Source organism: Sphingomonas sp. IBVSS2 (genome assembly GCF_002127225.1).
GTDB lineage: Bacteria > Pseudomonadota > Alphaproteobacteria > Sphingomonadales > Sphingomonadaceae > Sphingomonas.
In genome coordinates this window covers 130,797-150,019 of sequence record NZ_NFUR01000003.1, presented here as the reverse complement: position 1 = coordinate 150,019, position 19,223 = coordinate 130,797, and the positions used below count along the sequence as shown (strand labels likewise).

Here is a 19,223-nt window from a genome sequence, read left to right as displayed (position 1 = left end):
GTGCCGCTTGTCGATGAGGAAAATGGTGGCCACCGCGCGAAAGCAGGTGGCCCCTGAGGTGGGACCGGGCGGCGGAAAGAGGGATCCAAACGCCGCCCGGCGGTCTGCGACCTGCCCGCACCATAGCCGTCCGCAATGCAGACACAATATGGAAACATACAGTAGTCGAATAGAAACATGTGGCCGATTGCACCTGCCAGGCGGCGGGCCTAGGCCAGGTGCCAGATCATAAGGACCCTTCATGCGCGCGCTTGCCTTCGCTTTCGCCCTCACGCTCCCCGCCGTCGCAAATGCCCAGGACGTCCAGCCCACCGGCAAGCTGCCGGACACGGCGACTCCCCTCGCCTATCGGCTCGACCTGACGATCGTTCCGGAAAAGCCGCGGTTCAGCGGCCACGCCGAGATCGACGTGCAGCTCAACCGGGCCGCGCAGACGGTGTGGATGCACGGCCGCAACCTCAACGTCACCAAGGCGGTGGCAGTGGTCGCGGGCAAGGAGATCCCGCTCGGCTTCACCCAGAAGAGCCCCCATGGCCTCGCCCAGATCGATTTCGGCAAGACGGTGCAGCCGGGGAAGCTGACCCTGAAGTTCGACTATGACGCCGCCTTCGGCACCGGCGCTTCGGGCCCCTATCGCATCAACGTGGCGGGCAGCTGGTATAGCTGGACCCAGTTCGAGTCGATCGATGCACGCGCGGCCTTTCCGGGCTTCGACGAGCCGGGCTTCAAGACTCCCTTCACCGTGTCGCTGACCACCAAGCCGGGCTTCGTCGCGCTGAGCAATGCGCCGGAGACGGGCAAGCCGGTCAAGGTCGGCGAACTGGTCAGGCATCGCTTCATCGCCACCAAGCCGTTGCCGACCTACCTGGTCGCCTTCGTCGTCGGCCCGTTCTCGACCGTCAGCGCCAAGGTGCCGTCCACGCCCGAGCGCAAGACGCCGCTGCCGCTGCGCATCGTCGGCACCCGGCCCTACAAGGACCGGATGCAGTTCGCGCTCGACAATTCGGGCCCGATCGTCGCGCTGCTCGAGAAATATTTCGGCCAGGCCTTCCCCTTCCCCAAGCTCGACCAGATCGGCTCGCCGGTGATGCCGGGCGCGATGGAGAATGCCGGTGCCGACATCTATGGCGACGGCATCCTGTTCGTCGACGAGGCCGACGCCACGTCGAGCAAGCAGACCTTCGGCATGGTCGTGGCGCACGAGCTTTCGCACCAATGGTTCGGCGATCTCGTCACGCCGGCCTGGTGGGACGATATCTGGCTGAACGAGAGCTTCGCCAACTGGATGGGCTATCGCATCGGCAACGAATGGCGCCCGGACCTCGACATCGGCGTCGACGCCATCTCCGAGGGCTTCGAGGCGATGGACCTCGACGCGCTGGTCGCCGGCCGCCCGATCCACCAGAAGATCAGCAACGACGCGGATATCGACGCGGCGTTCGATCAGATCACCTATGGCAAGGGCGGCCAGGTCGTCGGCATGATCGCCGGCTATATGGGCGACGAGAAGTTCCGCGACGGCGTGCGCCTGCACATGTCGCGCCACAAATATGGCAATGCGAGCACCGACCAGTTCTTCGCTTCGCTGGCCGACGCCGCGCACGATCCGCGCGTGCTCGAATCGCTGCGCAGCTTCGTCGACCAGCAGGGCGTGCCGGTGGTGACCTTCCACCGTGCCAACGGCGTGCTCACCGCCAGTCAGCAGCGCTTCGCCTATTTCGGCACCAATGCGCCCGCCGAGCAGTGGATCATCCCGCTCTGCATCCGCCAGGGCGATGCCAGGAACTGCATGCTGCTCGACAAGCCGAGCGCGCCGGTCGTCGCCAATGGCACGGGCGCGATCGTCCCCAATGCGGGCGGCTGGGGCTATTATCGCTTCGACCTCGATCCCGCCGACTGGGATTCGCTGATCGCCGCCGCTCCCACCCTGCCGACCGGCGAGGCGCTGGCGGTGGACGACAGCCTGTGGGCGAGCTTCTATGCCGGCAAGGCGAACACCGCGCAGCTCGTCGCGCTCGCCCGCGCGATGGCCCGCCATCCCAAGACCAAGATGCAGCTCGACAACGGCACCCGGCTCGCCGGGCTGCGCGATCGCGGGCTGATCGGCGCCGCGGCGCTGCCCGCCTATCGCAAGCTGTTCGTCGACATCTATGGCCCGATGCTGGCGAAGATCGGCTTCGATCCCAAGGCCGGCGCGCACGCAAACGACAATGCGGATACCGTGGAGCTGCGCGAGCAGCTGGTCGGCTTCGTGGCGGACAATGGCCGTGACGCCACGTTGCGCGCCAGGCTGGCCGCCGCGGCCGACGCCCGGCTCGCCGGCGACGCCCATGCGCTCGACGATGCGTTCCTGCCGCTGGCATTGACCGTCGCGGTCCAGGATCGCGGCGTGCCCTTCGCCAAGACGCTCGCCGAAACGGCGCTGGCGGACAAGGGCCCCGACCTGCGCAAGGCGGCGTTCCGTGCCATCGCCTCTTCGGGCAATGCCGATGTCGCGAAATGGTATTTCACCGCGTTCAACGATCCCCGCTACACGCCGCGCCAGCGGCTGTTCGGGGCGTCGCTCTTCCTGAAGGACGCCGATACCCGCGACGCGGCGCTCGAATATATGCTCGCCCATTTCGACGAGTTCTCGAAGCTGACCGGCGGCGGCGGCATCTTCTCTGGCCGTTCGGCGGAGATGTTCAAGGCGCAATGCTCGCTCGCGGCGGCCGACACCGTCGACGCCAAGCTGCGGGCCGAGGGCGGAAGCACGCTCGGGCTCGATCGCGCGGTGGAGGGCATCCGCAACTGCGCCCGCTTCAAGGACGCCAAGGCAGGCGAAGTCACGGCGGCGTTCGCGGGGATGTGACGCCCTGCGTCATCCCGGCGAACGCCGGGGTCTCAGGCAGCAGGCAAGCGGCTTGCGGCACGAGACCCCGGCGTTCGCCGGGGTGACGGCTCCGCCTAGGCCGCGGCCAGCTTGAAATCCTTGTACTGTTCGCGGATCGCGGTCTTGAGCAGCTTGCCCGTGGCGGTGTGCGGCAGGCTCTCCACGAACAGCACCTCGTCGGGCAGCCACCATTTGGCGACATGCTGCGCGAGATGCGCCTGCACCGCCTCCGCCGTCACGTCGCTGCCCGGCTTGCGGACCACGAGCAGGATCGGCCGCTCCTCCCATTTGGGGTGATGCACGCCGATCGCCGCCGCTTCGGCCACGCCCGCGCAGCCGATCGCGGCATTTTCCAGATCGACCGAGCTGATCCACTCGCCGCCCGACTTGATCACGTCCTTGGCGCGATCGGTGATCTGCATCGTGCCGTCCGGATAGAGGACCGATACGTCACCCGTGTCGAACCAGTTCTCGGCATCGACCGCGGGCGCGTCCGCCTTGAAATAGCGTTCGACGATCCATGGCCCGCGCACCTGCAGCCGGCCCGAGCTCTTGCCGTCGCGCGGCTGCACCCGGCCCTCGTCGTCGACCACGCGCAGTTCGACGCCATAGGGAACCTTGCCCTGCTTGCAGACCTGGTCGACCTGCTGCTCGAAGCTGAGTTCGTCCCAGTTCCACGAAGGGGCGCCCATCGTGCCGATCGGGCTCGTCTCGGTCATGCCCCAGGCATGGTTCACCCGGATGCCCATCTTCATCAGCCGCTCGATCATCGCGCGCGGCGCGGCCGAACCGCCGATGGTGACGATCCTGAGGAACTCCGGCTCCTCGCCGGTGGCGTCCATGTGCTGGAACATGGCGAACCAGACGGTGGGCACTCCGGCGGTGTGCGTCACTTTCTCGCGATTCATCAGTTCGCACAGGACCAGCGGATCGTTGACCGCCGAGAAGACGAACTTGATCCCCGCCGCCGCGCCCGCCCAGGGCAGGCCCCAGCCGACCGCATGGAACATCGGCACGATCGGCATCGCCACCGCCCGGGCCGAAAGGTCGAACACGTCGGGCTGCATCTCGGCAAGGGCATGGATCACGCTCGATCGGTGCGTGTAGGTCACGCCTTTGGGATTGCCGGTGGTGCCGCTGGTGTAGCAGATCATGCAGGGTTCGCGCTCGCTGCCGGTCACCCAGCCGTAATTGCCGTCCTCGGCGGCCAGCAGCGCCTCGAACCCGTCCGGCCCGTCGCTGTCGAAGCAGTAATAATGTTCGATCGACGTCCAGTGCGGCTTCAATCGCTCGACCAGCGGCGCGAAGGCGCGATCGTAGAACAGCACCTTGTCCTCGGCATGGTTGCCGATGAAGACGAGCTGGTCCTCGAACAGGCGCGGGTTGATCGTATGGACCACCCCGCCCATGCCGGCGGCGCCGTACCAGGTGACGAGGTGGCGGCCATGGTTCATCGCCAGCGTGGCGACCCGGTCGCCCTTGCGCACGCCGAGCCGTTCGAGCGCCTGGGCCAGCTTGCGGGCATCGCGGGCAATGCCGGCCCAGGTGGTGCGCGTCTCGCTGCCGTCCGCCCAGCGGGTGACGATCTCGCGCCCCCAATGCTCGCGTGCGGCGTGATCGAGCAGCGTCGTGACCCGCAGCTCGAAATCCTGCATTCCTCCAAGCATCCGGCTCTCCATACCGATTTTTCGAGAGCGTAACCCGCGAAGCGCGCGAGTGTCGAGAGCGGGGAATGTAAGGAAGGATGTCGGCGGCGGCGGACCCAACCGTCACCCTGAACTTGTTTCAGGGTCCAACGCTCCGCACGCGAAGGCCATGAGGCGCAAACCTTATCGCCTGCCGCGCGTTGGATGCTGAAACGAGTTCAGCATGACGGGATATAGGCTGGGCCTATGCCGCCTCGGCCAGCTTCGCCGCCGCGCTCTTGAGCGACGCCCAGCGGATGCCGGGGACGTTCTCGATCTTCTGGGCCAGTTCCCCGTCCAGCCGGAAGTCGCGGCCCAGCACCAGTTCGGCCTCGCCGCCCGGAATGCCCACGCGCACCAGCACCTCGCCGCGTCCGCCGCGCTGGTCGCCGATGATGCCGGCGAGGATGGGTACCGCGCGGACGTCGTCGATCGCGACGTCGAGCACCAGCCGCGCCGTATTGGCCAGTCCCTCGAAGGGCTGGACCCGCTTGATCGAGACGCGCGGCGTATCCTCGCCCGGGCGCTTGTCGAGCTCGACGGTCAGCACCGCGCAACCGCCGGCGCGGGCGCAATCCTCCAGGTCCTTGGCGGCGCTGTCCTCGAAGCAGGTCGCCAGCGCCTGGGCCGATTTGTCCGAGATCGTCGCCATCAGATAGCGGTTGCCCCGCGCCGAGGTGCGCGGACGGCAATCCTCGACCAGCGCCGCGATCGTCGCGCCCACGCGCGCGCCGGCGGGGATGTCGAGCTCGCCCAGGGTCGCGATCTCGCGCGCGCCGAAGCTCTTGGCGAGATGCTGGAACCGGTCGAGCGGGTGCGCGGAGAAATAATAGCCGAAGGCGTCGCGCTCGGCCCCGATCCGATCGGCCAGCGACCAGTGCGCGCTCTGCGGCAGCTGGATCGCGCCGCCGCTCGGCTCGGATTCGCCGAACAGGCCGCCCTGGCCGCTGGTCTTGTTCGACCAGGTGCGCTGCGCGACCGCCAGGATCGTCTCCGCCGCAGCGAACACCCCGGCGCGATTGTCGTCGAGCGCATCGAATGCCCCGGCCCCGGCCAGTGTCTCGACCTGGCGCTTGTTGAGCAGCCGGGGATCCACGCGCTTGGCGAAATCGTCGAGCGACTTGAAGCTGCCGCGCTCCTCGCGCTCCTCGACGAGCAGCTCCATCGCGCGCTCGCCCACGCCCTTCAGCGCGCCCAGCGCGTAGCGCACCGCCAGGCCGTCCTCGGTCTTCTCGACGAAGAAGTCCGCCTGGCTGCAATTGATCTCGGGCCCCAGACAGGCGACGCCCAGCCGCTTCATGTCATCGGCGAAGATCGCCAGCTTGTCGGTCTGGTGGATGTCGTACGCCATCGAGGCGGCGAAGAATTCGTGCGGATGGTGCGCCTTGAGCCAGGCCGTCTGATAGGCGAGCAGCGCATAGGCGGCGGCGTGCGACTTGTTGAAGCCATAGCCGGCGAACTTGTCGATCAGGTCGAACAGCTCGTTGGCCTTGGCCGGCTTGATGTTGTTGTGCTCGGCGCAGCCCTTCACGAAGGTCTCGCGCTGGGCATCCATCTCGGCCTTGATCTTCTTGCCCATCGCGCGGCGGAGCATGTCCGCGCCGCCGAGCGAATAGCCCGCCAGGATCTGGGCGGCCTGCATCACCTGCTCCTGATAGACGAAGATCCCATAGGTCTCGTTCAGGATCGGCTCGAGCAGGTCGTGCGGATAGACGATCTCCTCGCGCCCGCCCTTGCGGTGGCCGAAGCTGGGGATGTTGTCCATCGGGCCGGGGCGATAGAGCGAGACGAGCGCGATGATGTCGCCGAAATTGGTCGGGCGCACCGCCGTCAGCGTGCGCCGCATGCCTTCCGATTCCAGCTGGAACACGCCCACCGTGTCGCCGCGCTGGAGCAGGTCGTAGACTTCGGTATCGTCCCAGGCGAGCGCGTCGAGATCGACGTCGATGCCCCGGTCGGAAAGCAGCTCGACTGCCTTTTTCAGCACCGACAGCGTCTTGAGGCCGAGAAAGTCGAACTTCACCAGCCCGGCGCCTTCGACATATTTCATGTCGAACTGCGTGACCGGCATGTCCGAGCGCGGGTCGCGATAGAGCGGCACCAGCTGCGACAGCGGCCGGTCGCCGATCACCACGCCGGCGGCGTGCGTCGACGAGTGGCTCGGCAGCCCCTCGAGCCGCATCGAGAGGTCGACGAGATACTTGATGTCCTTGTGCGCATTATATTCGGCAAGGAACTCGCCGACGCCGTTCAGCGTGCGCTCCAGCGTCCAGGGATCGGTCGGGTGGTTCGGGATCTGCTTGGCCAGCCGGTCGATCTGGCCGTAGCTCATCTGCAGCACGCGGCCGACGTTCTTGACCACGGCACGCGCCTTCATCGTACCGAAGGTGATGATCTGCGCGACGTGGTCGGCGCCGTATTTCTGCTGCACGTAGCGGATCACCTCGCCACGCCGGGTTTCGCAGAAATCGATGTCGAAGTCGGGCATCGAGACGCGTTCCGGATTGAGGAAGCGCTCGAAGAGCAGGCCGAGCTTCAGCGGATCGAGATCGGTGATGGTCAGCGCCCAGGCGACCGCCGAGCCCGCACCCGAGCCGCGGCCCGGCCCCACCGGAATGTCGTGCGCCTTCGCCCATTGGATGAAGTCGGCGACGATCAGGAAATAGCCCGGAAAGCCCATCTGGATGATGACGTCGAGCTCGAACTGGAGCCGCTTGTCATAGACTTCGCGCTCGGCCGGGTCGGTGATGCCGGCCTTTTCCAGCCGCTTCGCCAGTCCCTGCCACGAGCGCTCGCGCAGCATCGCCGCCTCGCCCTCGCGGTCGCCGGCCAGGCTGGGCAGGATCGGCTTGCGCTTGGGCGCGGCATAGGCACAGCGCTGGGCGACGACGAGCGTGTTCGCGATGGCCTCGGGCAGGTCCGCGAACAGGCTCTTCATCTCGTTCGCGGGCTTCATCCACGCATCGGGCGAGGAGCGCGGGCGATCGTCGGAAGCCACATAGGAGCTGTTGGCGATGCACAGCATCGCGTCATGCGCCTCGTGGAAGGTCGGCTCCGCGAAGCAGCTCGGGTTGGTCGCCACCAGCGGCAGGTTCCGCTCATAGGCGAGGTCGAGCAGCCTGGGCTCGGCCCGGCCCTCCACTTCGTCGAGCCGGCGGACGATCTCGACATAGAGCCGCTCGGGGAACAGCGCCTCGAGCCGGCGGGCATAGGAATCCGCCGCGCTGTCCTGCTGCTCGGCATAGAGCCGCGCCAGCGCGCCCTCGCGACCGGCGGTGAGGCAGAGCAGCCCCTCGGTCCGCCCTGTCAGCGCGTCGAAGGGTATGTGCGCATCCTCCTCGACCGGGCGATCGAGATGCGCCATCGAGACGAGGTCGCACAGGTTCAGATAGCCGGCCTCGTCCTGCGCATAGAGCGCGAGCCAGTCGATCGGCGCCGTGACAGCGTCCGGCATGTCGGGCCGCTTGACCGCCAGCAGCGTGCCGATGACCGGCTGGATGCCCGATTTGATGCAGGCATCGCCGAAGCTCATCGAGGCATAGAGGCCGTTGCGATCCGCTACCGCGACCGCCGGGAAACCCAGTTCCTTCGCGCGCTTGGCGATCGCCTTCGGCTCGATCGCGCCCTCCAGCATGGTGAAGGACGAGAAGACCCGAAGCGGAACGAAGCCGGAATGCATGGCCCGAGTGTAGGGAGCCGCTCTCGGCAGCGCCACCCGTGGAGAGCGTTGTCCACAATTTTCAAGCCGTTGGGCTCAGGATTCTTCCCTACGCGCGGACTCGGACGGGTGCTCTCCTGAATGGCGGCTTCGTTACCGATCGTTCACATCATGGTTAACGACAGTAAACATTTCGCCGACGGAACGGAACGGTTCATCGGCGGATCAGAATTAGGCGTTATTATGGCAAACATAAGGCAAGCAAGGAAACCATATTCGGTTTCAGTGACTTACCAGAACAGAATCACCCCTTTCTGACGAGTCGATGCCCATGAACGCCCTTTACCATGGTAGCGAGCTCTGCGAGGTCGATGCGGACGGGAACGTCGCGGCGCCGGCCTTTCTCGAAGCCGCGCTTTCTCCCGGGACCGATCCCGAGATCGTCGTCGCCAAGCATCGCGCCGACAGCTGCCTGATCGGCTATGGCCGCAGCCATCTCGCCACCCTTGCCGCGCGCGCCGAGCGCCGCCGCCTGACGGAGGAAGATCGCGGTGAGGAGGCCCGCGGCCATTATCGCCGCATGCGCGACACTTTCGGCCTCTGCGAGCGGATGCCGCGCGCGGGCACGGGCCTGCGCATCCCGGCCGCGATGCGCCATCTCGGCCGCATCGACGACCTCGCCCTGTTCGTCGGCGCCGGTGACAGCTTCGAGATCTGGAACCCGGCGCTCGCCCTCGAAAGCGAGGACGAGCATTTCCGCGCCCTGGCCGAATTTCGCCTGCGGATGCGCGGCAGCAGATCCAAGGGAGTGCAGTGAGATGCGTATGCGTTGCAGCGTGATGGGCCATGCCGCCGGCACCACCCATCATCACAACCAGGGCCTGGACTTCGCGGTCTGCCACCATTGCGGCCGCGACCTGGTCCGCCCCCAAGGCGGCGAGTGGCGCGAAGTGCCCGAAGGTTTCCAGGTGGTGTGGCGCGAATTCGGCCGCGCGAGCGACGCGGCGTCGGTCGCGGAGCGGATGGCGCGGATGGCGCCTCCCCCCCGCCGCCGCGCGCCCCGAGGCGCCCGCCCGGTGCCGCATCGCGATCCGCGCGGCCGCCCGTTCAGCGCCGGCTTCGGCGTGGTCGACGCGCTGGCCAGCCTGGGCAGGCTGGTGAACGACGAGACGGAGGACGACACCGGCGGCATCGAGCCCGGCCGCCAGTACGTCATCCGCCTGCCGTACACGGGCACGACCCGCTGAGTTCCGGCACCGCGCCGGCACAGCCCGGTTTCCGAAGCACCGGTGGCGGGGCGTCCTCCTCCCGCTCCGTCACCGGCGATTTTCCTAGGCGATGCCGACCCGCAGCATCCCGTGCTCGGCCCCCGGCTCGGCCTTGTCCGCCACGGTGCCCGCCGCGCCAAGCGCGCCAGGCAAGCCGAGCAGGCTGAGCAGATAGCCGACGATCGCGCTGCCCCCATAGCCGACCAGCGGCGTCGGATAGTTGCCCAGCGCCGCCGCCAGCACGATCGCCAGCCACAGCGCGCCGAACACCGCATAGGCGGGGTCGCGGCGCCATCCGGCGAGCGCTGGCACCAGCAGCAGCACCGATCCGGCGACCACCATCAGCCCGGCAAGCGGATGCACGCCGAAGGCCGTGAACAGGATCTGGTCGACATAGGGCATCGCGGGCTGCACGTCCGGCTGGAGCAATGCCGCGACGAACCCGGCCAGCGCCGCGATCAGCGCCGCCAGCACGTTGCGCTCCGGACGGAGCAGCGCCAGCGCGGCGAGCCCCGCGGCAAGCCCGCCGGCCATCGCGCGGTCCGGCTGCAGCGCCAGCGCCGCCGCGGCGGCGATCACGCCCAAGGTGGAGAGCCGATCCCGCACGCCCGCATAGCCGATGGCCAGCACCGGCATCAGGATCAGGCTCGGCTGGATGCCCAGCCCGCCGATCGACACCCAGCGAGTCGCGCCGTCATGCGTGATACCGAACAGGCTGGTTGCCAGCAGCGCCAGCCCGAGGGCGATCAACACCGGCCCCGGCGCAAGCCAGCGGCTACGCGGCAGGTGCATGACGATCCCGAGCGCGAGAAAACCGATCAGCAGCGCCGCGACATTGCGCAACGGATAGCTCAGCGGCGCGCCGCCGATCGTCATATATCCGATGCCCAGTCCTGTTGCGCCGATCGCGCAGAGTCCCACCAGCCGCCTGCTCCGCCACATCGCCATTTTCCCGCCTCCCGATTGCACTCGGATCATCTCGCAGATCGCACCCCATAGGCAGCCGGCGGCGAAGCGCAGCGCTTCGCCGGGCGCCTCGATCGCCGCCACTTCGCAGCGCATCCGCTCGCCCCAGTGCCGCAACCGCGCCGGCATCAGCACCGCCGCGAGATCGACCAGCGCCGTCGCCATCAGCCGGATCACGCGGGCTTCCCCACCAGACCGGGCGCCTCGCCGCGCAGCAGCTCGGCCGCAAAGACCCGCCCCGCCGCGCTCAGCCTATAAGCATGGCGCGCCGGCCTGCCCGGCTCGCTGGGGGGCTGCCACTGCGCTTCCAGATGTTCCTGCTCCTCGAGGCGGATCAGCAGCGGATAGAGCGTGCCCGACGGGATTCCCGCCGCCCGGCCCAACGCATAGCCATGCGACCAGTCCTCCCCGGCTTCGAGGAGGATGGCGAGCACGTTGCGCGCGGTCGGGGAAAGCGATCTGTTTCGAGCCATGCCGCTTAAATCTACCTAGGTAGAGTTATAGTCAAGTGGCGTCGGACGAAGTTATCCCCAGCTTTCCTCGCGTACGCGCGCACGCGCGGGCGGGGTTGGCAGGATGCATCGGCATCGTTAGAGCCGTAAGACACACTCAAGAACCCGAAAGCGGTGAACACTTTGACCGACGAGACCATCCTCGCCGACGACCCCTCCGACATTACGCCGATCTCGATCGTCGACGAGATGAAGACGAGCTACCTCGATTACGCGATGAGCGTGATCGTGGCGCGCGCGCTCCCAGACGTTCGCGACGGTCTGAAGCCGGTTCACCGCCGCATTCTCTACGCCGCGCAGGAAGGCGGCTATGTCGCCGGCCGCGCCTATCGCAAGTCGGCCCGCCTGGTCGGCGACGTGATGGGTAAGTACCACCCGCACGGCGACAGCTCGATCTACGACGCGATGGCGCGCATGGCCCAGGACTGGGCGATGCGCGTGCCGCTGATCGACGGCCAGGGCAATTTCGGCTCGATGGATCCCGATCCGCCCGCCGCGATGCGCTATACCGAAGCGCGCCTCGCCAAGGTCGCCTCGGCCCTGCTCGACGACATCGAGAAGGACACGGTCGACTTCGTCCCGAACTATGACGGTTCGGAGAGCGAGCCGGCGGTCCTCCCCGCCCGCTTCCCCAACCTGCTGGTCAACGGCGCCGGCGGCATCGCGGTCGGCATGGCGACCAACATCCCGCCGCACAATCTGGGCGAAGTGGTCGATGCCTGCCTGGCGCATATCGACGGCATGCTCGGCAAGCGCGAGCCGCTGACGCTCGAGGAGCTGATGGAGATCGTCCCCGGTCCGGACTTCCCGACCGGCGCGCTGATCCTCGGCCGCACCGGCTGCCGCAATGCGTATCAGACCGGCCGCGGCTCGATCATCGTCCGCTCGCGCCACGAGTTCGAGCAGCGCGGCGATCGCCGTTCGATCGTGCTCACCGAGATCCCCTACCAGCAGGGCAAGAACGCGCTGGTCGAGAAGATCGCCGAGGCCGCGAAGGACAAGCGCATCGAGGGTGTAAGCGACATTCGCGACGAATCGTCGCGCGAGGGCGTCCGCATCGTCATCGATCTGAAGCGCGATGCGACGCCCGAGGTCGTGCTCAACCAAGTCTGGCGCAACACCCCTGCCCAGTCGAGCTTCCCGGCCAACATGCTCGCGATCCGCGGCGGCCGCCCGGAACTGCTCAACCTGCAGGACATCATCCAGGCCTTCGTCAAGTTCCGCGAGGAGGTCATCACCCGCCGCTCGAAGTTCGAGCTGGCCAAGGCCCGCGAGCGCGCGCACATCTTGCTCGGCCTGGTGATTGCGGTCACCAATCTCGACGAAGTCGTCCGCATCATCCGCGGTTCGTCGAGCCCGGCCGATGCCCGCGACAAGCTGCTCGCGCGCGAATGGCCGATCGCTGAGATCGCCCAGTACATCAAGCTGGTCGAAGCGGTCGAAACCGAGATCACCGGCGACACCTATCGCCTGAGCGACGCCCAGGTCCGCGCGATCCTCGACCTGCGCCTCCACCGCCTCACCGCGCTCGGCCGCGACGAGATCGGCGACGAGCTGAAGGAGCTGGCCGATTCGATCGCCGAGCTGCTCGAGATCCTCGGCAACCGCGCCAAGCTCTACGAAGTGATGGTGGAGGAGCTGGCCACGGTCCGCGCGCTCTACGCCACCCCGCGCCGCACCGAGATCGCCCCCGCCGCCGACGGCATCGAGGACGAGGACCTGATCGAGCGCGAGGACATGGTCGTCACCGTGACCGTGCAGGGCTATATCAAGCGCACCAGCCTCGACACCTTCCGCGCCCAGAATCGCGGCGGCAAGGGCCGCGCCGGCATGGCGACCAAGGACGAGGATGCCGTCACCGAGCTGTTCGTCACCTCGACGCACACGCCGGTGCTGTTCTTCTCGACCCTCGGCAAGGTCTATCGCATGAAGGTCTGGAAGCTGCCCGAGGGCGGCCCGGCCACGCGCGGGCGGCCGATGATCAACATCCTGCCGCTCGCCGCCGGCGAGACGATCTCCACCGTGCTGCCGCTGCCCGAGGACGAGGGCGAGTGGGGCAAGCTCCATGTGATGTTCGCCACCGCCAGGGGCTCGGCACGCCGCAACTCGATGGACGCGTTCAACAACGTGCCCTCGAACGGCAAGATCGCGATGAAGTTCGAAGGCGACGACGCCGACGACCGGCTGATCGGCGTGGCGCTGCTCGACGAAGGCGACGACGTGCTGCTCGCCACCCGCCAGGGCAAGGCCATCCGCTTCGCCGCCGACGACGTTCGCGAGTTCCAGAGCCGCAACTCCACCGGCGTGCGCGGCATGAAGCTGGCCGAAGGCGACGAGGTGATCTCGCTCTCGATCCTCCACCGCGTCGGCACCACCAGCGAGGAGCGCGAGGCCTATCTCCGCTTCGCGCCGTGGAAGGCCGAGAAGGAAGGCGAGCCCGACCTGGCGGCGGATCGCTTCGAGGAACTCAAGAGCCGCGAGCAGTTCATCCTCACCGTCTGCGCCAATGGCTATGGCAAGCTGAGCTCGGCCTATGAATATCGGCGCACCGGCCGCGGTGGCCAAGGCATCACCAATATCGACAATATCGGCCGCAACGGCCCGGTGGTGGCGAGCTTCCCGGCGAGCAAGGGGCACCAGCTGATGCTGGTCACCGATCAGGCCAAGATGATCCGCATGTCGCTGGGCGACCTGCGCGTGATCGGCCGCGGCTCGGCCGGCGTGCGCCTGTTCAACGTGGCCGACAACGAGCATGTCGTCTCCGCCGCGCGGATCGAAGAAAGCGAAGGCGATGCCGAGACGGAGCTGGGTGACGGCCCCGTCGCCGGCGAGGCGACCCCCGACGGCACTACCGGCGAGGATCTCGCCCGGGGGCCGGAAGATGGGCAATAGGCTCTGATTTGATCGTCATCCCCGCGCAGGCGGGGATCCAGAGTTACGGGCGTGACGTTGCTTGGCTCTGGGTCCCCGCCTGTGCGGGGATGACGTGTTTTGGATGAGGCGAACCACGATGCCCGACAACACCGCCTACAAGATCCTCACCGCCGAGCAGATGCACGTCCTCGAGCATGAGGGCGTGTTCAAGGGTGCGCCGATCGACCTCCAGGACGGCTATATCCACCTCTCCACCGCCGCGCAGGTGCAGGAGACGCTGGACAAGCATTTCGCCGGCCAGGCCGGCCTGTGGCTCGTTGCCGTCGATCTGGAGGCCATGGGCGATGCGGTGCGCTGGGAGCCCTCGCGGGGCGGCCAGCTGTTCCCGCACCTCTATGCCCCGCTGCCGCTGGTCGCGGCGACGGCGTACGGCGAAGTGCATTACGAGCCGGATGGCGCGCTGCGCCTGCCGGTCGCGGGCTGAGGCCGCCGATCGCGAAATAAAATTGCCGATGCCCCCGGAAGGCGCTTGACGGGCATGCAGCCGCCCCGTAATTGCCCGCTTCCGCAGCGCTAACGGCCCCTTCGTCTAGCGGTCAGGACGTCGCCCTCTCACGGCGAAAACACGAGTTCGATTCTCGTAGGGGTCACCAGCGGCTGGAACATGCCGCTCCTGCCGTCCCGTGCCCGCCGGTTCCCGTTCAGAACCGCTGCTGCATGCTTTGCGGTCCCTGTGCGATCCGATAGTCGACCGGACCGGCCATGGTCAGCGTCTGCTGCCAGACCTGCCCCGCATAGAGCCGCTTCGCAGGCAGCGTCACGCACACCGTGGGACGCGCGGGATCGCACTGCTTTCCCTCATAGACCTCGACATTGCTGTTGCCGGCATTGCGGAGCGTCAGCACATTGCCGTTGCGCTCCCCGACGACCTTCACCGTCGGCTGCGCGGGACGATAGATGACGAGCACGTCATAGCCGATGAGCAGCTTCAGCGCGGTGACGGGCGCACTTACCGGGCCCGCGACCGGCTTGACCGCGACGCGGTAGATCCGGTCCGTCGCCCCGCGCGGCACGATCGCCGCGATGCGGATGAGCTTGTGCTCGCCCGGCTGGAGGATCAGCCGCTGCGGGGTGACGAGCAACCCGCCCACGCCCGGATCGGTGATCGGCGTCCTGGTTTCGCCCGGATGGCCCGGAGAGACGATCTCGGCCGGCTCGATCGTCACATAGGAGACTTCGGTCCCGTCGTTCCATATGTCGATGTCCTGCGCGATCGCGCCCGAGGGCAGGATATCGACCACGGCCTGGCTCAGCACGATCCCCGCCCTGGCGGGCGGGGCGGCGGGCCCCATGACCGCCACGGCCGCGAGAATGCAGGTGCTGGTGAGAAAACGCGTCAGGGTCTGCATGGGACGTCTCCGATTGCGGAATATTCGTTCTGCGATGGTTTCGCGTTGAGCTTCGCCCGGCATGTCCGGCCGTCGGTTGCGTGCACGACGATTTGCGCATCGCCCGGCGCCTGCAACTGGAAATAGCCCCGCATGTCGGTCGCGGCGATGGCGCCGTCCGTGACGATATCGGCGTTGGTGATCGGGCTGCCATCGGGCCAGGTCAGCCGCCCGAACATCGCCAGGACCGCATTCGCCTTCCAGTCCAGCACCGCGACGGTGCCCGGATAGACGTCGACCGATCGGGTCTGCGCGTCGAAACTGACCAGCTCGCTGCCGACCGGACGGATCCTGACCTTGTACCGCCGATAGGGCGTGACCGCCAGGTTCAGGTGCTCGCCGCTGGCGAGTTCGCCGCGTGCCGCATCATCGACCAGCACCACGAAACGCGCATTGCGGGCGGTGCCGCGCACCCGCACGCTGATGACGCTGTCATTCTGGTCACGCGCCCCGATGTGGAAGATCCCCCCGCCCGCGGCCAGCGAGGTCTGTGCGGTCAGGGCATATTGGCTGGCGCTGCCCGTGCCGCCGATCCGGTGAACCACGCTCGCCGAGGCGAAGCCCGTGGCATTGCGTTCGCTGGCCGAAGCCTGGAGCACCGTGCCGGCGCCGCTGTGCTGGACGGTGCCGGATGCATCGAATTCACCGCCCAGAACGCCGCTGCGATGGATCGAGGCCGATACTTCCTCGACATCGTCCAGCCGCTGCTGCCGCTCGCCGAGGCCGGTTTGGAAACCAGTTTGCACACTGAATGAGGATCGTGGACGAAATACTTGTAACTGAATGCCAAATGCCACGGATTTACCGTGGTTCGTCGCGGCGTAGGTGCCGTTGAAGGTCAGCTGGAACTGCCGCCGGCGCAGTACCGTCCATCGCACCGATGGGCCGATGGCATAGGATGTGGGACGCCCTTCGTCATGCCGCAGATAGGCGCTGACGCCGATCTGCCCGCCGCCGACAAAGTAGGAGACATTTCCGATCGCCTGCGCAAAGCTGGCACTAGCCCCCTGAAAACCTTGAACAATAGGATTAGGCGACGAGAAATTGTCATAGACATAGTCGGCAAGCGGGATCAACGGCGCGCGATCGCGGCTGTGCACATAGCGCAGGTCGAAACTATAGCCGAACGCGCCGCCCGTCGTCGAACCCGCCTGCCCGACAATGCCATAGTCGCCCGCGCTCGAGCCCAGCACCGCGAGGCGCGTCTGGAAATTGGGCGCGAGATAGGTCACGCCGACTTCGCTCAGCGCCTTGCGGTCGGTCAGCATCACGGTCGCGTCCCAGGCGATGGTGGGGCCGGCACGCCCCGCCAGCCCCGCCGTCAGCAGGGGCACGTGCGAGACCGACAGCCACTTGTCCTTCCGATCCACGGCCAGCAGGCCCGCACTGGCGAAGAAGGCACGATGCCCGACCGGGGCGATGGCGGTGCTCTTGGTGAAGAAGCGCCGCTCGGTACGCGTCGCCCCGCTCGCTTCCTGGACGCGGATCTCGACCGGATAGGAGCCATCCGGAAGCGCGGCGGTGTCGAGCGTCTGGTTGCCGGCCTCGAAGCTCTGGGAACTCACCAGGCGGCCCTCGACATAGATATCCACACGCGATCGCTGGCCGAGGAAGACGACGAGCGGGCTGCCGAACAGCTGCATCCGATCGGCACGCGTGTCGAACTGGGAAGCGATGCCGATGCCGAGAATGCGCCTGCGCCCGACCAGGTCGGCGCCGGGCGCGTAGAACAGCCCCCCGCTGTACCGTGTGCCGGGGCCGTCGCGCTGGACCGCGAGCGTATCGACATCGAGACCACGCCCCGACGAGACCGAAGCCTCTGAGATCAGGCGGGTATTTCCAGCACCGACGATCGCGCGGTTGTAGATGTTGTAATTGACCGCCTGCCCGTCGCCGCCCGCGATGGCGCCGCCCACGACGTCGACGAACGTAAGGCCCTTGCTGTAGGGCTGGAGGAAGCGATCGGCGCTCGCCGCGCGGACCGCCAGCAGATGCGGGCTCAGATAGAGATCGATGCGGAAGCGCCGCGGATCGAACACGATCGCGGCCGCCTCGGGGCGCGGAGTCTCGCAGGGACCGGCCATGTCGGCGCAGAGGAACCGGGCGTTCGCATCCAGCGCGCCGGTCAGCGCATGCGCGACGGCCCCGGCATCGGCGACATTCGGTATCGCCGCGACCACGCTTTCGGGGCGGGCGAACCGAACCTCGCCGGGCTTCGCCTCGATGTCGAACTGCCCGATCCGGACGCCGCCGAAGAAGACGTCCGCGACGATCCTTTGGGTCTGGGCGAGATCGGCGAAGTCGCTCGGCATCGCGGCGGTCACCATCACGGGCCTGGCCGGGCCGGCCGGCGCGGACCTGCCCCGCTCGACGCCATCGACCTGCCGGTTGCCCTGTGCCGCCGCCGAGGGAATGGCACCGATGCCCGCCGCGGCCAGCAGCGGGAGCAGCGCAACGCCGATCGCGCGGCGCATCCGCATCAGTTCGCCGCGAGCATGATCGTGAGCGTGCCGCTATAGTTCCCGGCGGTGGCCGTGGTCAGCGCGGCGCCGCGCAGGATGATGATGAGGCTCGAATTGGTGACCTGAAGAAGCGGGCAGCTCAGCAGCGCCGTCTGCCCAGTCAGTGCCGCACCCGACACGACATTGGTGCCCGAGCTCTGCCCGGCGGCGGAACCGTTCCACTGGACTTCATAGGGCATCACGCTCGCACCATTGGCAAGCGTGAATGCGCCACCGGCACCGGATCCCGTCGCGGTCAGCGAATAGCGCCCTCCCAGCAGTCCGCTATAGGCGCACACCGACTGGCTCCGAATCTGGTCGGTGCCGACATTCGTGATCGTGCCGAACGACACGTCACTCAACTGCGTTATCTGCACGTTCTGGGCGCAAGCCGGCACGGGCATCGCCGCCAGGAGGACAGTTGCGAGCAACCCCGCCGCTATGGACCGGGAATGGGAGCGACCCTGCATGGCCGAACCCTTCCTGATCACCCAGGGGCTATTGCGGCGTCACCAGCAGGGTCAGCGTGCCCGTATAGCTGACTCCCGCCTCCATTCCCTGCAGGTTCGGCGCGGAAATCGAGACGATGAGGCTCGAGGTCGTCGCTGCGCCGGTGCTGCAGGTCGGGTTGGCGGCGGTCGTGGTCAGCCCCCCGAGCGCGGTTCCCGCGGTCAGCGCGCTGCCGCTGGTCTGCCCGGTGCTCGCCGCCCATTGCACCGAGTACGGCACGGTCAGCGAGCCGTTGGCGAGCGTGAACGCCCCGCTGGTGCCGCTGCCGGTCGCGGTGATGCTGTATCCCTTGGTCGCGGTGTTGCTCCACACGCAGTCGCTCTGCGCGCTGGTCGCCGCGGTGGCTGGATCGACGGCCGTAAAGGAAATGTCCGTCAGGCCGGTGATCTGGGCGCGGTTCGCGACGCTCGCGGTGATGCTGACCGACCCCGTCGAAGTCGCGCCGAGCGTTCCCTGCGTGGAGGAAAATGCCGGCGGGCCAGCCGTCAATGCCCCTGCCGCCGCGCACAGATATGCGGTCCGGCGGACGGTGATGGAAATCTTGCCGATATTGGTCGCCATCATACTCTACCTCGTTCCTGAGGTGCTACAAAACTTCATTCGTTCGGCGCCAAACTATAGAATCCGGATTAAGCTATCGTCGCCCCATGACTTCGGTAAAATCCGTATTATCAGAATACTTATCTCCTGGTGACCATAGCGCTCAAATGGCGGTCCTTCGCATCGGCGCGCCGTCGCGACGTTCATAAATCCACGGATTCCCCTGCCGGCCACCGGTCGCCGGGAATAGCGTAATTTACGTCCTGCGCGTCATGGCCCGCACAGGATGTCGCGCTCCGTGCGGATGCGTTGCCAGCGTGCGGGAACGGAGACGCCGCGGGCCAGCCTGCATCGCGTGCAAAATTGCGACATATTCGTCGCCGCAATAG

The 19,223-nt window shown here is 67.3% G+C and carries 13 protein-coding genes and 1 tRNA gene; 6 read left to right on the top strand and 8 right to left on the bottom strand.

What is annotated here, in order from left to right:
* Nucleotides 1-241: 241 nt before the first annotated feature.
* Nucleotides 242-2,851, top strand: a complete 2,610-nt coding sequence (locus tag CAP40_RS10855; RefSeq protein WP_086129546.1) for a M1 family metallopeptidase — start codon at nucleotides 242-244, stop codon at nucleotides 2,849-2,851.
* Between the two features lie 95 nt (nucleotides 2,852-2,946).
* On the opposite strand, the gene CAP40_RS10850 is transcribed toward CAP40_RS10855, so the two are convergent.
* Complete coding sequence (locus tag CAP40_RS10850; protein WP_179188102.1) at nucleotides 2,947-4,539, bottom strand: long-chain fatty acid--CoA ligase; 1,593 nt, start codon at nucleotides 4,537-4,539, stop codon at nucleotides 2,947-2,949.
* A 223-nt stretch (nucleotides 4,540-4,762) separates the two neighbouring features.
* Entirely contained in the window at nucleotides 4,763-8,236 is a 3,474-nt protein-coding gene (gene dnaE / locus CAP40_RS10845) for a DNA polymerase III subunit alpha (protein WP_086129544.1), read from the bottom strand.
* A gap of 310 nt (nucleotides 8,237-8,546) precedes the next feature.
* Between dnaE and CAP40_RS10840 the strand changes: the two genes are divergently transcribed.
* Nucleotides 8,547-9,032 (top strand): hypothetical protein, encoded by a 486-nt coding sequence (locus CAP40_RS10840; protein WP_086129543.1) that lies wholly within the window; start codon nucleotides 8,547-8,549, stop codon nucleotides 9,030-9,032.
* Between the two features lies 1 nt (nucleotide 9,033).
* Nucleotides 9,034-9,462 (top strand): hypothetical protein, encoded by a 429-nt coding sequence (locus tag CAP40_RS10835; protein WP_086129542.1) that lies wholly within the window; start codon nucleotides 9,034-9,036, stop codon nucleotides 9,460-9,462.
* A gap of 84 nt (nucleotides 9,463-9,546) precedes the next feature.
* Here the strand turns inward: CAP40_RS10835 and CAP40_RS10830 are convergent, their stop codons facing one another.
* On the bottom strand, nucleotides 9,547-10,626 hold the full coding sequence (locus tag CAP40_RS10830) for an FtsW/RodA/SpoVE family cell cycle protein (protein WP_144034325.1): 1,080 nt from the start codon (nucleotides 10,624-10,626) through the stop codon (nucleotides 9,547-9,549).
* Nucleotides 10,623-10,922, bottom strand: coding sequence for a PadR family transcriptional regulator (locus CAP40_RS10825; protein WP_086129540.1), 300 nt, complete (start codon nucleotides 10,920-10,922; stop codon nucleotides 10,623-10,625). The genes CAP40_RS10830 and CAP40_RS10825 overlap by 4 nt, the downstream gene beginning before the upstream one ends.
* 162 nt (nucleotides 10,923-11,084) lie before the next feature.
* Between CAP40_RS10825 and gyrA the strand changes: the two genes are divergently transcribed.
* The 3 genes from gyrA to CAP40_RS10810 all read left to right on the top strand — a co-directional run bounded on the left by gyrA (nucleotide 11,085) and on the right by CAP40_RS10810 (nucleotide 14,488).
* Nucleotides 11,085-13,853, top strand: coding sequence for a DNA gyrase subunit A (gene gyrA / locus CAP40_RS10820; protein ID WP_086129539.1), 2,769 nt, complete (start codon nucleotides 11,085-11,087; stop codon nucleotides 13,851-13,853).
* A gap of 118 nt (nucleotides 13,854-13,971) precedes the next feature.
* A complete protein-coding gene (locus CAP40_RS10815; RefSeq protein ID WP_086129538.1) occupies nucleotides 13,972-14,319 on the top strand; it encodes a DUF952 domain-containing protein in 348 nt (115 codons plus the stop codon).
* Nucleotides 14,320-14,413: 94 nt separating this feature from the next.
* Nucleotides 14,414-14,488, top strand: a tRNA-Glu gene (locus CAP40_RS10810).
* Between the two features lie 48 nt (nucleotides 14,489-14,536).
* Here the strand turns inward: CAP40_RS10810 and CAP40_RS10805 are convergent.
* From CAP40_RS10805 to CAP40_RS10790, 4 genes are all read right to left on the bottom strand, one after another.
* Nucleotides 14,537-15,244, bottom strand: coding sequence for a molecular chaperone (locus tag CAP40_RS10805; RefSeq protein WP_086129537.1), 708 nt, complete (start codon nucleotides 15,242-15,244; stop codon nucleotides 14,537-14,539).
* Nucleotides 15,232-17,763, bottom strand: a complete 2,532-nt coding sequence (locus CAP40_RS10800) for a TcfC E-set like domain-containing protein (protein WP_086129536.1) — start codon at nucleotides 17,761-17,763, stop codon at nucleotides 15,232-15,234. Before CAP40_RS10800 ends, CAP40_RS10805 begins: the two co-directional genes overlap by 13 nt.
* The gene (locus tag CAP40_RS10795) at nucleotides 17,763-18,161 is read right to left on the bottom strand and encodes a hypothetical protein (RefSeq protein WP_179188098.1); all 399 of its coding nucleotides are present in this window, start codon (nucleotides 18,159-18,161) and stop codon (nucleotides 17,763-17,765) included. The genes CAP40_RS10800 and CAP40_RS10795 overlap by 1 nt, the downstream gene beginning before the upstream one ends.
* A 121-nt stretch (nucleotides 18,162-18,282) precedes the next feature.
* Entirely contained in the window at nucleotides 18,283-18,858 is a 576-nt protein-coding gene (locus CAP40_RS10790; RefSeq protein WP_086129534.1) for a hypothetical protein, read from the bottom strand.
* Nucleotides 18,859-19,223: the final 365 nt, after the last annotated feature.

Bases quoted from the DNA above. Each gene is read 5' to 3' on its own strand.
- CAP40_RS10855 (WP_086129546.1), top strand. From the start codon at position 242: ATGCGCGCGCTTGCCTTCGCTTTCGCCCTCACGCTCCCCGCCGTCGCA.
- CAP40_RS10850 (WP_179188102.1), bottom strand. From the start codon at position 4,539: ATGCTTGGAGGAATGCAGGATTTCGAGCTGCGGGTCACGACGCTGCTC.
- dnaE (WP_086129544.1), bottom strand. From the start codon at position 8,236: ATGCATTCCGGCTTCGTTCCGCTTCGGGTCTTCTCGTCCTTCACCATG.
- CAP40_RS10840 (WP_086129543.1), top strand. From the start codon at position 8,547: ATGAACGCCCTTTACCATGGTAGCGAGCTCTGCGAGGTCGATGCGGAC.
- CAP40_RS10835 (WP_086129542.1), top strand. From the start codon at position 9,034: ATGCGTATGCGTTGCAGCGTGATGGGCCATGCCGCCGGCACCACCCAT.
- CAP40_RS10825 (WP_086129540.1), bottom strand. From the start codon at position 10,922: ATGGCTCGAAACAGATCGCTTTCCCCGACCGCGCGCAACGTGCTCGCC.
- CAP40_RS10815 (WP_086129538.1), top strand. From the start codon at position 13,972: ATGCCCGACAACACCGCCTACAAGATCCTCACCGCCGAGCAGATGCAC.
- CAP40_RS10805 (WP_086129537.1), bottom strand. From the start codon at position 15,244: ATGCAGACCCTGACGCGTTTTCTCACCAGCACCTGCATTCTCGCGGCC.
- CAP40_RS10800 (WP_086129536.1), bottom strand. From the start codon at position 17,763: ATGCGGATGCGCCGCGCGATCGGCGTTGCGCTGCTCCCGCTGCTGGCC.
- CAP40_RS10790 (WP_086129534.1), bottom strand. From the start codon at position 18,858: ATGATGGCGACCAATATCGGCAAGATTTCCATCACCGTCCGCCGGACC.